Origin of the sequence: Halostella salina (assembly GCF_003675855.1) — an archaeon.
Taxonomy (GTDB): Archaea; Halobacteriota; Halobacteria; order Halobacteriales; family Natronoarchaeaceae; genus Halostella; species Halostella salina.
In genome coordinates this window covers 417,721-431,683 of the sequence record NZ_RCIH01000001.1, presented here as the reverse complement: position 1 = coordinate 431,683, position 13,963 = coordinate 417,721, and the positions used below count along the sequence as shown (strand labels likewise).

The window sequence follows — 13,963 nt, the reverse complement described above, 5'->3', positions numbered from 1 at the left end:
GTCGTGGTCTTTCGTCGACTTTTTGCCCGCGCTCGCCGAGGGATCGGACGTGCAAGCAGTCAAGTTCACCGGCCACGGCGGCACCGATGTCATCGAGTACGGCGAGTTCCCGGACCCCGACCCCGACGCCGACGAGGTGCTGGTCGACGTGAAGGCCGGCGCGCTGAACCACCTCGACGTGTGGACGCGCCGGGGGCTGCCACACATCGACCTGGAGATGCCCCACATCCCCGGCAGCGACGGGGCAGGCGTCGTCGAGTCGGTCGGTGACCGCGTCTCCCGGTTCGAACCCGGCGACCGCGTCGCGCTGGCCGCCGGGACGTACTGCGGGGAGTGCGAGTACTGCCGCAACGGCGACCCGTCGATGTGCGTCCGCTTCGGCGTCATCGGCGAGCACACCCGCGGCGTCCACAGCGAGCAAGCTGCCGTCCCCGAGAAGAACCTCGTCCACGTCCCCGAGGGCGTCGACTGGGAGACGGCCGCCGCCGCGCCGCTCGTGTTCCAGACCGCCTGGCGGATGCTGATGGACCGCGGAGACGTGACCGCCGGCGAGGACGTGCTCGTGCTGGGCGCGAGCGGCGGCGTCGGCCACGCGGCGGTCCAGATCGCCGACCACGCCGGCGCGACCGTGTACGCCACCGGCAGCAGCGACGAGAAACTCGAACACGCCCGCGACTGCGGCGCGGACCACGTCATCGACTACGAGGCCGAGGACTTCGCCCGGCGGATCCGCGACCTGACCGGCAAGCGCGGCGTCGACGTCGTCGTCGACCACGTCGGCGCGGCGACGTGGACCGATTCGCTCGCCAGCCTCGCCAAGGGCGGCCGGCTGCTCACCTGCGGCGCGACGACCGGGCCGAACCCCGAGACCGACATCAACCGCATCTTCTGGAACCAGCTGCAGGTGATCGGGTCGACGATGGCGACGCCGGGGCAGGTCGACGACGTCCTCGAACTCGTCTGGGACGGCACGTTCGAGCCACGGACCCGCGAGGTGCTCCCGATGAGCGAGACGGCCCGCGCCCACGAACTGCTGGAGAACCGTGAGGGCTTTGGCAAAGTGGTGGTAATCCCCGACAGTGAGCTCTGACGACGGCGGCTACGTCCACGAACCGGAGGGTACCGCGACGAGCGACGCCACCGCCGACCGCGAGTTCGACTGGCGAGGCTGGACGCTGGTCGGCGTGATAATCATCTGCTTTCTGGTGGTGCCCGCCATCATCCTCCTGCGACCGCCGAGCCTGCCGTTCCGGGTCGCGTTCCTGATCCTGCCGCTGGTCCCGGCGTTCCTGCTCGGCGCGACCGCGGTGTGGGCCGCCGTGCGCGGCGGCGAAGACGGGGACCGGTCGCGGTAAGCGCGCCGGCTACCCGATCAGCGCTTCGTCGTTAGCGCCGTCGCTTTCGTTGCCTGCCGTTTCGTTCCCCTCGGCGTCGTCGACGCCGTCCGTGGCGTTGTCAGCCGGGAGGTCGTCCGCGGCGTCGTCGTCGACGCCGTCGGGTTCGTCGTCCGCGATGCCGTCAGTCGCGTTGTCCGCGGCATCGTCACCGGTCGCGTTGTCCGCAACGCCGTCGTCCGTCGCGTTGTCCACGACGCCGTCGTCCGTTGCATTGTCCTCGGTGACGTTGTCCGCCACGCCGTCGTCCGTCACGTTGTCGGCGATGCCGTCATCTGTAGCGTTATCGTCGGTGACGTTGTCGGCGACGCCGTCTTCAGTCGCGTTGTCGGCGACCGGCTCTTCGTCGGTAGCGTTGTCCGTCACGTTGTCGGCGATACCGTCGTCCTCGACGGTGACGAACGCGTCGTCGACGACGGGTTCGCCGGTCTCGTTGAGGTACGGGCCGTCCTCGCCGTTCTGGGTGGCGACGAAGTCGTACGTCTCATTGTCGTTCGTGTCGAGGTGCGGCATCGCGATCAGCGTCTGGTTCTCCGATAGCTCGTCATCGTCGAACTCCGCACCCGGCACGTCGAACAGTTCGACCTCCAGGTCGTCCTCTTCGCCCGGTTCGATGTACTCCGAGACGCCGATCACGCTGCCCACGGCGTTGTCGTCCAGCAGCGAGTCGTCGTGGATCGCGACGAACCCGCCGTCGCTCGTGTTCACCTCGGCGATAGTGACCGTACTACCGTTCGACGTCTGGTTCTCGAAGGTTACCGTCGCGGTCGGTTCGGCGTCGTCGGTGTCGTTATTCTCGTCCGCTTCGACGGTGACGAAGGCGTCGTCGACCACGGGGTCGTCAGTGTCGTTGACGTACGGGCCGTCCGCCGAACCGTTCGTCGCGACGAAGTCGTACGTCTCGTTGTCGTTCGAATCGAGGTGCGGCATCGCGATCAGCGTCTGATTCTCGGCGAGTTCGTCTTCCTCGAACTCGGCGCCGGGCACGTCGAACAGTTCGACCTCCAGGTCGTCCTCTTCGCCCGGTTCGATGTACTCCGAGACGCCGACGACGCTACCCACGACGTTACCGTCCAGCAGCGAGTCATTGTGGATCGCCACGAACCCGCCGTCACTCGTGTTCACCTCGGCGACGGTGACCGTACTGCCGTTCGACGTCTGGTTCTCGAACGTGATGTTCGCCGTCGGTTCCGCGTCGTCACCGTCGTCCGCGCCGTCGTCATCCCTGTCCCGCGCGTCGTCATCGTCGTCCCCGGCGGCGGTGACGGTTATCTCCCGGAACTCGCCGTCGTCACGGGTGAACACGCTCAGGTACTGCGTGCCGGTCTCCTCCGGTGTGACCTCGAACTCGACCGTCTCGTTCTCGCCGGCGTCGAGGCTGACGTTCGTCCGGTCGACGACGTCGCCGTCGAGACGCGCGTCGACGGCCTGCTCGTCGGTCTCGTCGCCGTCGTTCGCGATGTCGGCGGTGACGGTCACCGGCTCGTCAAGGGTCGCCTCGTCGGGCGCGGAGAGGTTCGCGACGGTGAACGACTCCGCGGTCTCGACGAGCGTTAGCTCGGCGACCTCGCCGCTGTCGGCGGTGAACACGCCGTGGACGTAGTCGCCGGGCGGCACGTCGGTCGTGTTCACGTTGAACTCGACGGTCCGGCTCTCGTCGCCGTCGAGCGCGAGATACCGCCGCTCGACCACCTCGCCGTCGAGGCGGAACTCGACAAACCCCTCGGCGTCGTCGGCCGCGGGGTTCGTCAGGTCGGCGGTCACCGTGACCACGTCGCCCGCGGGCGCGGCGTCGACCGCGGAGAGGTCCGACACCTCGAAGTTCGCGTCCCCGACGGCGTCATCGTCATCGGCTTCGTCGTCCTCGTCCTGTTGTGCGATCCGGTCGTCTATCGGTACAGCAGCTGTCCCGTCGGCGTCCCCCGCCGTGGCGGCCGTCGCCACACCGCCGGCCGTCACGAGCAGGAGTGCAACGAACACTGCGCTTGTCGTCTTGGTACTCACCATACGAACCGAAAGGCGGTCGGTGCGAGGATAAACGGCGTAGAACGTTCAGCGAGCCGAAAAACGGGCGTAACGCTGACAGCGTTCGGACCAGTCGGCGGCCGTGGACGACGGCGCGGATTAGATCCGGACCCGGACGGCGGTAAAATGCCGACCGCCCGCGCGAGGGACCGTAATCGGAGGTTACCCGCGCGTCGCGGCCGAGCGCGTTCCCCGTCCGCCGACACCTCCGTGGGGTAACCTGTCCGGCGAGGCCGGCGGGACGGCCCGGGGCTACGTCGTCGCCAGCGGCGGGGACTCGTACGCCGTAGACAGCCGCTCGGCGACCGCCTCGGCCGCCGTGCTGTCGCGGTCCGGCGCGTCCGCGGCGTACGACCGGAGCGACCGCGTGACCCGCCAGGCCTCGAAACACGTCAGCGCCAGCGCGCCGTCCGCCTCGACCTGTTCGAGGACGGCGATCGCCCACCACGGTTCGGACTCGTCGGCCGCCGCCGCGGCCTCCAGTTCCTGCAACATCGCGTGGTGGAGGACCCACTGTTCCGACCGCGTCAGGTCGAGCGCTCCGGCGTCGGTGTCCGCCGTACTCGTACTCATTGGCTCAGATACGTCTACGACTCCCTGACGTATTAACCCTCGCCATAGAATCGCCCAATTCACGGCGTTTTGCGTCTTTTTAGAGAATTTAGAATAGTTTTCCCGGATCCCATCGATCGTACAGGCGAAAAATTAGTTCAAAGGGAAACAGCCGTCGACTGACTACTCGACGTCGCGTCGCATCGCGATCTGGAACCAGGGACAGAGGCGCAGCTGGCGGTACCACTGCGGGTTGCGGTGGAGTCGCTCGTATGGGACCCACATCAGGCCGGCGACCTCCTCGGGGTCCGGGTCGAGCGTCGTGTCGGTCAGCGTCAGCTGGAGGACCGCACACACCTCGTGCTCGACGCCCGCGTTCTCGTAGTAGCGCTTGTACTCGAACTTGTCGGTGAGGCGCAGGTCGTCGTACTGGTCGGGCGTCACGCCGAGTTCCTCCTGAAGTCGCTCCCGCGTCGCCTCCTTCTGACTCTGTCCCTCGACGGGGTGGGAGGCGACGGTGCCGTCCCAGTGGGTGTCCCAGAGGCGCTTGTCCGGACTTCGCTGCGCGAGCAGAATGTGCCCCTCCTCGTCGAACACGAGCGCAGTGAACGCGCGGTGGCGGATCCCGTCCCCGGTGTGGGCGTCCAGTCGGTTGACCAGCCCCTCGGCGTTGTCGTCGGCGTCGACCGCGATCACGTCCTGTCCCGCGTTCTCGTGTGTGAGGCCCTCGGCGGCCCCGTCGTCGGCGCTCATAGCAGTGGCATCGGCGGGCGCTGTCAAACCCTCTTCGGATCAGCCCGGGTCCGGGTCGTACGCGTCGCCGACGGGGAGCCGGAGCCGTCGCCGTTCGGTGTCGACCTGCAGGTCGGCGGCGGCGATCATCTCCCCGTCGAGGCTGTAGGCGATCTCCTCGTCGGCGGTCGAGAGCGACAGCGACGGGGTCAGCAGTCGGACCGTCCCAGCCGCGTCGGCCCCGAGGACGCGCTGCACGACGGCGTCCCGGGCGAGGTCGCCGGTCGGCGCTTCCTCGACGATGGTCACGTCCAGCAGGCCGTCCTCGACGTTCGCCTGCGTCCGGCCGTCGCCCGCCGGAGCGCGTCGGCAGTTGCCGATCAACACGATCAGCGCATCCCCCCGCCACGTCTCGGCGATCTCGTCGCTGGTCTCGACGTGGAGCGGCATGCCCTCGAACTCCGTGACGGTCCGGAGCGTGCTGACGACGTACGCGGCCACGCCGAGGCGCTCCTTTAGCTCCGGACTGGTGTTCGCGCTCGCGTCCGCCGTGAGCCCGCCCACACAGGAGTTGAGGAACGGCCGGCCGTTGGCGTACCCCAGGTCGATCGCCCGTCGCTCCCCGGAATCGATCAGTTCGAACGCGTGGCTGATCCCGCGGACCCCAACGTTGCCGGCGAAGTTGTTGCCGGTCCCCGTCGGGACGGCCGCGAACGTCACCTCGTCGAAGGCGTCGGCCCGGTCGATGCCGCGCACGACCTCGTTCAGCGTCCCGTCGCCGCCCGCCGCGGCGATCAGGTCGGCACCCGATTCCGCGGCCGCGGCCGCGAAGTCGACCGCGTCGCCCGCCGCCGCCGTCTCGCGCACCTCGAACCCGTGCTCGTCCGCCCGGCCGTGCACCTCCGGAGCGTGGTCCCCGCTCCCGCTCTGCGGGTTCAGCACGAGCACGCGCTCGCCGTCCCCGCCTGTCGTGTTGCTCACTGGTATCCCCCGTACGGACGACGGCGGCGACCGGCAAATGGCTCGGGGGTCGCGCGACGGGACGGCCGAAGGGCGACGTGGCGCGGGCCGACGCATAAGGCGCTCGCTGCCGTCCGTCTAGCGTGTTCGCCATCGACCTGCACACCCACACCCGGTTTTTCCACGGGCGGCCGCGCCTCGGGGAGACGTACGACCCCGCCGGGTTCCGGCTGCTGGTCGCCGTGGCGCGGCGACGCGGCCTGCACGGGCTGGCGACGACGAACCACGACTACTACCGCGAGTTCGAGACGCCCGACGGCTTCGCCGTGATCCCGGGCATCGAGGTGACGACGACGCGGGGCCACGTGCTCGTCGTCGGGCCGGACCCGCCGCGTCACACCGAACCGGAGACGCTCACGCCTCAGGAGACGGTCGCGCTGGCCCACGAGCACGACTGCGCCGCCATCGTCGCTCACCCGTATCGCAACAGCACGGTCCGGCACGTCGACGCGCCGTTCGACGCCATCGAGATCAACGGCAAGCACCCGCGCACCCGGCCGTGGGTCGAACACCTCGCGCGGGGCCACGACCTGCCGATGACCGGCGGGAGCGACGCCCACTACCCCTTCGAGGCCGGACGCGCGTACACGACCGTCGACGCCGACGAACTCACCGCCGAAAGCGTCGTCGATGCGATCCGCGACGGCCGGGTCGAGGCGCAGGTCGGGAGCGGCTTCCCGAACGGGCTGCTCCGGCCGGCGTACCGCCGGATCCACGCGTGGAAAGGGCAACTCGACCGGCCGGAGTGGGCGACGCCCGGCGTCGGGCCGCCGCCGGGCGAGGGCGGGAGCGAGGACTAGCCGAGCTTCTCGTCGAGGATCAGTCGGGTCTTCGTGCTCACCACGTCCTCCATCTCGCGGGCCTGCGTGATCAGGTCGTTCACGCCCTGCGTGTCGGAGGCGTCCACGACCAGCACCACGTCCTCCTCGCCGCTGACCTGCCAGACGAAGTCGACCTCCTCCCACTCGGCCATGCGCTCGGAGACGGCGGTGGTGTCCACGTCGACGGCGACGCCCACCTCGATCATCGCCTTCACGTTGCCCGTGCGCGTGGTGACGGTGAACCGCTCGATGATCCCCTCCTCGGTCATTCGCTCGACGCGGTTCCGTACCGTTCCCTCCGACGTGCCGACGCGGTCGGCGATCTCCGTGTACGCCGTCCGCGCGTCGCGTCGGAGGATGTTCAGTATCTGCTGGTCGAGGTCGTCCATCCGTTGCCCGACACTACCGCGGGGCGTCACTTGATGATTTCGAAATTCGTAACTTCGCTTCGAAAGCAAGGTTTATAGACCGCGGAGCTATACGTAGTTCGTAACGATGGACGCCTACGTAGCGCTCGAAGGCGGGCACGTGGTCGAAGCGCGTGGCCGCTCCCCGGGAACGAGCCGCGGCGAACTGGTCTTCACGACAGCGTACACGGGCTACGAGGAGAGCCTCACCGACCCCTCCTACGAGGAGCAGGTGCTCACGTTCTCCTACCCGCTGATCGGCAACTACGGCGTGCGCGAGGAGCGGTTCGAGTCCGACCGAGTCCACCCCCGCGCCGTCGTCGCCCGGGAACTCACCGACGACGTGGCCGAGTGGCTCGCCGACGAGGGCGTCCCGGCGGTCGACCACATCGACACCCGCGACCTCGTGACGGACATCCGGGAGGGCGGCGCGATGAAATGTGGCATCGCCGTCGGCGACGACGCGACGGCCGAGGACGCGCTGGCCGAACTCGACGCCTGCAAGGGCATGAGCGAGCACGAGGACATCGGCGCGCAAGTCAGCGTCGCCGAACCCGTCGTCCACGAGGGCGACGACGACGGCGCGTACGCCGACGCCGACGTGGCGCTGATCGACTGTGGCGCGAAGGGATCGATCGTCGACTCGCTGGTCGCCCGCGGCGCTGACGTCCACGTCCTGCCCTACGACGCGACGGAGGCCGACGTGGACGCCGTCGACCCGGACCTACTCTTTATCTCGAACGGTCCCGGCGACCCCGCGAACTTCGAGGCCGCCGAGGCGCTCGTCGACACCTACGTCGGCGAGACGCCCATCGCCGGCATCTGTCTCGGCCAGCAGGTCGTCGCCCGCGCGCTCGGCGGCACCACCGAGAAGATGGACTTCGGCCACCGCGGCGTCAACCAGCCGGTCCGCGACCTGGAGACGAACCGCGTCGTGATGACGACGCAGAACCACGGCTACACGGTCGGCGACCCGGGCGACGCGCTCGACGTGACGCAGGTCAACGTCAACGACGACACGCCGGAGGGCCTCGACAGCGACGAACTCGGCGTCATCACGCGCCAGTACCACCCCGAGGCCAACCCCGGGCCGAACGACTCGCTCGACTTCTTCGACGACGTGCTCGGGCTGACGGAGAGCCGGACGACGGTGGCTCCAGCCGACGACTGATCGGCGACGAGTTTCATCTCGCCGCTGCGGTCGCGGCTGGATGAGGCTGACGACTGAGCGGCAGCGAGTTACATCTCGCTGCTGCAGTCGCAGCCGGATAAGCCGACGACTGATCGCGGTTCGCGTTCGCCGCTGTTTTCGGAGGGTTCACTGACAGCACGGCGACCGTTTCACGCCTGCAACGGTCGGAACGGTCCGAAACGGTCCGAACCGTGCGCAACGATAAGCCCGGATTAAGCCCCCGGCACACCGGGTGATCCCATGGCGAAACAGTGCGGGAACTGCGGGATCGTCGTCGACAACAGGCAGCTTGGCGGGGTCGTCCACGAGATGCCGCCGCTCCAGTGTCCGGAGTGCGAGGAGTACGTGATCTGGGGACCGGTCGAGGAGTCGGAGGCGTACTAGCGGTCGCCGACGACTCACTCGTCGTCGGGCAGCGCGCGGTGGGGGAGCACCTGCAGTTCGGGGTCGTGCTCGACCGTGGCCTCGACGCCGAACACGTCCGCGAGTAGCTGTTCGGTCACCACCTCATCCGGCGGCCCCCAGTCGTACAGTTCCCCGTCGCGCATCGCCACGAGGTAGTCCGCGAAGCGGGCGGCCTGCGCGATGTCGTGGAGCACGACGGCGACGGTGACACCCTGCCGCTCGTTGAGCTGGCGCACCGTCTCCAGCACGCGGAACTGGTGGTAGAGGTCGAGAAACGTCGTCGGCTCGTCGAGCAGGAGCACGTCCGTGTCCTGTGCGAGCACCATGGCGATCCACGCCAGTTGCTTCTGGCCGCCGCTCAGCTGCCCGAGTTCGGCGTCGCGGAGGTGGTCGACGCCGGCCAGGTCCAGTGCGCGCTCGACCGCCTCGCGGTCCGCGTCGGTCGTGTCGTCGAAGAACCCGCGGTGGGGGTAGCGGCCGTGGTACGCCAGGTCCTCGACCGTGATGCTGTCCAGCGAGTCGTTCTCCTGCGAGAGCACGCCGAGTTCGCGGGCGAGCTCCTTCTTGCCGAACGACTCTAGGTCCCGCCCGCGGATCCGCACCGTGCCGGCGTCCGGGTCGAGATGGTCGGAAAGCCCCTTCAGCAGCGTGCTCTTGCCGCTGCCGTTCGGCCCCACGAGCGCCGTGACGGCCCCCTCCGGAATGTCGAGGCGGGCGCAGTCGACGACCGCCCCGTCGCTCGTCGGGTAGCTCAGTTCGAGCCCGTCGCCGACGAGCGCGCTGTCGACGACGGCCCCGTCGCCGTCGGTGATCCGTTCGCCGCCCGATTCGTCGGTCCGTGCGTCGGCGTTCGTCGGTGCCATCAGAGCTCACCCATCGACTGCTGTTTCCGCATCAGGTAGAGGAAGTACGGCCCGCCGACCAGCCCGGTGACGACGCCCACCGGCACCTGCCGGGGCGAGTTCAGCACGACCGGGAAGAACAGCCGCGCGCCCACGTCGGCGACCACCATCAGCGCCGGGCCGGCGAAGAGGCAACCGACCATCAGCCGCCGGTAGTCGCTCCCGACGACGTTCCGGACGATGTGGGGGACGACCAGGCCGAAGAAGCCGACGATGCCGGCCACGGCGATGGCGGCGCTGGCCGCGAGGATGGCGACGCCCGAGAGCAGGAACCGGACGCGCTCGACGCGCATGCCGAGCGACTGGGCCGTCCGCTCGCCGAGCAGGAGGACGTTCAGCTGGCGGGCACCGGCGAGGGCGATGGCGATGGCGATCAGCGCCGGCAGGACGGCGATCCGGACCTCCTCCCAGCCCGTGCCGGTGAGCGAGCCGGTCGTCCAGGCGATCGCCGTCTGGACGACCCCCAGGTCGTCCGCGAAGAAAAACAGCGCGCGCTGGAGCGACTGGAACACCATGTTGACGATCACGCCCGCGAGAACGAGTCGGACGGGGCTCGTCCCGCCCTTCCAGGCGATGGCGTACACGACCAGAAAGGCCAGCGCCCCGCCGGCGGCCGCGAGGAAGGGAAGGAACGGCGCGAGGCCGCTGAACACCACGAGGGTCAGCAGCACCGCGAAGCCGGCTCCCGAACTCACGCCGAGCACGAAGGGGCTCGCCAGCTCGTTGCGCGTGACCGCCTGGAAGATAGCGCCCGAGACGGCGAGCGTCGCGCCGGCGATCATCCCGACGAACACCCGGGGGAGCCGGAGGTTCCAGACGACGACGCTCCGTGTGGTCATCTCCGGCAGTTCGCCCCCGAAGAGGAACGCGTTCCACGCGTCGAGGTTGAACACCACGCCGGGGTCGAACACGGTCCGCCACGCCTGCTCGATCGTCATCGAGTACGTCCCGAAGCTCACCTGCACCAGCCCGCCGGCGACGGTGAGCGCGGTACAGCCGAGACAGAACAGCGCGAGGGTCCGGCTGACCCACCCCTGCCGGTTCGTCGTCCGGGCACCCCCCGCCGTCTCCGATCTACCCATGTCGTTTTAGGCTAACCTAATCGTGGGGTTAGTAGTTACGATCGGTGACCGCCGACGAGGCGAAAGAAACGGACCGGTTGCGGGCCGAAGTTCGGCCTACTTGCCCCACTCCCGTGCCGCCTTCGGGCGCTCGTCGACGGGGGCCACGTCGAGCGGGTCGTCGGCCGCGTCGAGTGCTTCGAGCGCGGCGCGGGCGCTGGCCTCCGTCGAGAAGTAGGTGATCTCCTCCTCGACAGCGACCTCCAGCAGTTCGCGCTTGCGGGAGACGATGAGGTCTATCTCGCCGCGCTTGGCGGCCTCGACGAGGTCGACGGCCTCCGAGAGGTCGAAGTGTTCGGTGTACCCCTCGACGAGCGCCTCGCCCGCCTCGGTGTCGGGGTCCGGGAACTCGTCGGCCGAGAGGTCGACCACGGCGGTCCCGCCGCGGGGGATCGGCTTGCCGGTGGAGTCCTGCGCTTTGTCGTAGGCCTTGCCGAACGTTCCAGCGGTACCCATCACCTCGCCGGTCGACTTCATCTCCGGACCGAGGCGCGGGTCGCTGCCCGGCAGGCGGTCGAACGGCAGGACGACCTCCTTGACGCTCGTGCGCTCGGGCACCTGCTCCTGCACGTCCAGGTCGGCGAGCGACGCGCCCGCCATCACCTTCGCGGCCAGCTTTGCGATCGGGACGCCCGTCGCCTTCGAGACGAACGGGACGGTGCGCGAGGAGCGCGGGTTCGCCTCCAGCACGTACACCTCGGCGTCGGCGTCGGGGTCGTGGACGCCGGTGACCGCAAGCTGGACATTCAGCAGGCCGACCGTGTCGAGCGCCGTCGCGATCTCCTCGGTCACCTCGCGGACGCGGGCCATCGTCTCGTCGGAGAGCGACCGCGGCGGGATCATGCAGGCGGAGTCGCCGGAGTGGACGCCCGCGCTCTCGATGTGCTCCATCACGCCGCCGATGACGACGTCCTCGCCGTCCGCAACAGCATCGACGTCGAGTTCGATCGCGTCGGCGAGGAAGTCGTCGACGAGGATCGGCTTGTCCGGGCTGACCCGGACGGCCTCCTCGATGTACTCCTCCAGCTCCTCGTCGTCGTACACGACCTCCATCGCGCGGCCGCCGAGCACGTACGACGGACGCACGAGCACGGGGTAGCCGATCTCGTGGGCGAGTTCGAGCGCCTCGGCCTCGCTCTCCGCGCTCCCGCCCTCGGGCTGTGCGATGCCCAGCTCGTCCATCAGGACGTTGAACCGGTCGCGGTCCTCGGCGAGGTCCATCGCCTCGACGCCGGTGCCCATGATCTCGCAGTCGAGGCCGCGGCGGTCGAGTTCGTCGGCCAGCGGTTCGCCGACGTTGACGGAGGTCTGCCCGCCGAACTGGACCATCACGCCGTCCGCGCCGGTCGCCTCGACCACGTCGGCGACCTCCTCGGCGGTGATCGGCTCGAAGAAGAGGCCGTCGGAGGTGTCGTAGTCAGTCGAGACGGTCTCGGGGTTGTTGTTGATGACGTGGGCGTCGATCCCCTGCTCGCGGAGCGCACGGACCGCGTGGACCGAGCAGTAGTCGAACTCGACGCCCTGCCCGATGCGGATCGGGCCGCCGCCGACCACGACGACGCTCTCGGCGTCGGTGTCGACCTGGAGCTCGTCGTAGCCGGTCGCGACGCCGCTTGCGGCCGGCTCGCGCGCCGAGTAGTAGTACGGCGTCGACGCCTCGAACTCGCCGGCGCAGGTGTCGACCTGCTTGAACGAGCGGTCCGGTGCGGCCGACTCCACGGCGTCTATCTCCCCGCCGTCGGCCTTCGGCAGGTCCGAGGCTTCGCTGGAGTCGATGCCGGCGGCGACCTGACTGTTCGTGAAGCCGAGTTCGGCGGCCTCGCCGAACTCGCCGTCCTGCGCCGCGACGGCGGCGTCGGCGACGTTGCCGAAGCGCTCGACGTACCACTCGTAGATCCCCGTGAGTTCGACGACCTCGTCGACGTCGTACCCGCGCTCGAACGCCTCGAAGATGGCGTACGGGCGGTCCGGGGACGCGCGTTCGAGGTAGTGCTCCTTCAGCGTCTCGTCGTCGACGTCGTCCCAGTCGACGTCGGGCGAGTACTCGGAGGAGCGCAGCGCCTTCAGGAGGCTCTCCTCGAACGTCCGGCCGATCGCCATCGCCTCGCCGGTCGACTTCATCGCCGTCGTCAGCTCGAAGTCGACGTCGTCGAACTTGTCGATGGGCCAGCGTGGCACCTTGGTGACGATGTAGTCGATCGCCGGCTCGAAGGCGGCGGTCGTCTCGCCCGTGATCTCGTTATCGATCTCGTGGAGGCGCTTGCCCAGGGCGACCTTCGCGGTCACGCGGGCGATCGGGTAGCCGGTCGCCTTCGAGGCCAGCGCCGACGAGCGGGAGACGCGCGGGTTCACCTCGACGACGCGGTACTCGCCGCCGGGCGTGCCGTCGTCGCGCCACGCGAACTGGATGTTACAGCCGCCGTGGATCTCCAGGTCGCGGATGACTTTCAGGGCCACGTCGCGCATCTCCTGGTGGCCCTCGTCCGGGATGACCTGCGAGGGCGTGACGACCGTCGACTCCCCGGTGTGGATCCCCATCGGGTCGAGGTTCTCCATGTTGCAGATGATGATACAGGAGTCGTCGGCGTCCCGCATCACCTCGTACTCCAGTTCGACCCACCCCTCGATGGACTCGGTGATGAGCACCTCGCTGTTCCGGGAGAGGCGCAGCCCCTTCCGGACGCGCTCGTACAGTTCGTCGATGTCGTTGACGACGCCGGAGCCGGAGCCGCCGAGCGTGTACGTCGTCCGGGAGATGACCGGCAGTCCGCCGACCGCCTCGACGGCGTCGTCGACGCGCTCCTGCACGTCAGCGTCGGACAGCTCGGTCACTTCCTCGCCCTCGTCGAGCGAGATCGTCGTCGACTTCGGGACGGGTTCGCCCAGGTCGTGCATCCGCTGGCGGAACAGGTCGCGGTCCTCCGTGGCGTAGATGGTGTCGAGCGGCGTCCCCATGACGTCCACGTCGTACTCCTCTAACACGCCCTCCTCGGCGAGTTCGGCGGTGACGTTCAGCCCGGTCTGGCCGCCCAGTCCGGCGATGACGCCGTCGGGCCGTTCCTTCCGGATGATCTCGGCGATGGCCTCCGTCGTGATCGGCTCGATGTACACCTCGTCGGCCATCTCCGGGTCGGTCATGATCGTCGCCGGGTTGGAGTTCACGAGGACGACTCGCGCGCCCTCCTCCTGCAGGGCGCGACACGCCTGCGCGCCGGAGTAGTCGAACTCCGCGGCCTGTCCGATCTGGATCGGCCCGCTGCCGATGAGAAGTATCGTCCGGTCCTCGGTGTCCCCGTTGCTCATGCGTTACCAGTCCGAAGTTCGCACATCGTAATAAGCCCCACGATAGATTACGAGTAGCGAAACACGATTTCGAATTTCGAATCCCGCAA

The 13,963-nt window shown here is 68.8% G+C and carries 13 protein-coding genes; 5 read left to right on the top strand and 8 right to left on the bottom strand.

Translation table 11 applies throughout. The features are described 5' to 3' along the window. The first annotated feature begins 49 nt into the window (after positions 1–49). Both D8896_RS02250 and D8896_RS02245 read left to right on the top strand, forming a co-directional pair. Positions 50–1,090: a zinc-binding dehydrogenase gene (locus D8896_RS02250; RefSeq protein ID WP_121820440.1), complete on the top strand. Its 1,041-nt coding sequence runs from the start codon at positions 50–52 to the stop codon at positions 1,088–1,090. Continuing rightward, positions 1,080–1,355, top strand: a complete 276-nt coding sequence (locus D8896_RS02245; RefSeq protein WP_121820439.1) for a hypothetical protein — start codon at positions 1,080–1,082, stop codon at positions 1,353–1,355. The genes D8896_RS02250 and D8896_RS02245 overlap by 11 nt, the downstream gene beginning before the upstream one ends. Positions 1,356–1,364: 9 nt before the next feature. Here D8896_RS02245 and D8896_RS02240 read toward each other — a convergent pair whose 3' ends face one another. From D8896_RS02240 to D8896_RS02225, 4 genes are all read right to left on the bottom strand, one after another. Then, on the bottom strand, positions 1,365–3,401 hold the full coding sequence (locus tag D8896_RS02240) for a DUF7282 domain-containing protein (RefSeq protein WP_121820438.1): 2,037 nt from the start codon (positions 3,399–3,401) through the stop codon (positions 1,365–1,367). Positions 3,402–3,671: 270 nt separating this feature from the next. Further along, the gene (locus D8896_RS02235) at positions 3,672–3,992 is read right to left on the bottom strand and encodes a DUF7853 family protein (protein ID WP_121820437.1); all 321 of its coding nucleotides are present in this window, start codon (positions 3,990–3,992) and stop codon (positions 3,672–3,674) included. Positions 3,993–4,154: 162 nt separating this feature from the next. After that, complete coding sequence (locus D8896_RS02230) at positions 4,155–4,724, bottom strand: NUDIX hydrolase (RefSeq protein ID WP_121820436.1); 570 nt, start codon at positions 4,722–4,724, stop codon at positions 4,155–4,157. Positions 4,725–4,763: 39 nt separating this feature from the next. Beyond that, the gene (locus tag D8896_RS02225; protein WP_375137049.1) at positions 4,764–5,690 is read right to left on the bottom strand and encodes a diacylglycerol/lipid kinase family protein; all 927 of its coding nucleotides are present in this window, start codon (positions 5,688–5,690) and stop codon (positions 4,764–4,766) included. 116 nt (positions 5,691–5,806) lie between these two features. Between D8896_RS02225 and D8896_RS02220 the strand changes: the two genes are divergently transcribed. Next, on the top strand, positions 5,807–6,523 hold the full coding sequence (locus D8896_RS02220) for a CehA/McbA family metallohydrolase (protein ID WP_121820434.1): 717 nt from the start codon (positions 5,807–5,809) through the stop codon (positions 6,521–6,523). Here the strand turns inward: D8896_RS02220 and D8896_RS02215 are convergent. Beyond that, the gene (locus D8896_RS02215) at positions 6,520–6,933 is read right to left on the bottom strand and encodes an Lrp/AsnC family transcriptional regulator (protein WP_121820433.1); all 414 of its coding nucleotides are present in this window, start codon (positions 6,931–6,933) and stop codon (positions 6,520–6,522) included. The genes D8896_RS02220 and D8896_RS02215 overlap by 4 nt on opposite strands. Before the next feature lie 106 nt (positions 6,934–7,039). Here D8896_RS02215 and carA point away from each other — a divergent pair, with 106 nt between their 5' ends. Both carA and D8896_RS19105 read left to right on the top strand, forming a co-directional pair. Continuing rightward, on the top strand, positions 7,040–8,122 hold the full coding sequence (gene carA, locus D8896_RS02210; RefSeq protein WP_121820432.1) for a glutamine-hydrolyzing carbamoyl-phosphate synthase small subunit: 1,083 nt from the start codon (positions 7,040–7,042) through the stop codon (positions 8,120–8,122). A 261-nt stretch (positions 8,123–8,383) separates the two neighbouring features. Beyond that, positions 8,384–8,527: a hypothetical protein gene (locus D8896_RS19105; RefSeq protein ID WP_162991394.1), complete on the top strand. Its 144-nt coding sequence runs from the start codon at positions 8,384–8,386 to the stop codon at positions 8,525–8,527. Between the two features lie 14 nt (positions 8,528–8,541). Here D8896_RS19105 and D8896_RS02205 read toward each other — a convergent pair whose 3' ends face one another. From D8896_RS02205 to carB, 3 genes are all read right to left on the bottom strand, one after another. After that, positions 8,542–9,411 carry an ABC transporter ATP-binding protein gene (locus tag D8896_RS02205; protein ID WP_121820431.1) on the bottom strand — a complete coding sequence of 290 codons (870 nt, stop codon included), beginning with the start codon at positions 9,409–9,411 and terminating at the stop codon, positions 8,542–8,544. Continuing rightward, on the bottom strand, positions 9,411–10,532 hold the full coding sequence (locus D8896_RS02200) for a FecCD family ABC transporter permease (protein WP_121820430.1): 1,122 nt from the start codon (positions 10,530–10,532) through the stop codon (positions 9,411–9,413). Before D8896_RS02200 ends, D8896_RS02205 begins: the two co-directional genes overlap by 1 nt. 96 nt (positions 10,533–10,628) lie before the next feature. Beyond that, positions 10,629–13,874 (bottom strand): carbamoyl-phosphate synthase large subunit, encoded by a 3,246-nt coding sequence (gene carB / locus D8896_RS02195; RefSeq protein WP_121820429.1) that lies wholly within the window; start codon positions 13,872–13,874, stop codon positions 10,629–10,631. Positions 13,875–13,963 lie beyond the last annotated feature (89 nt).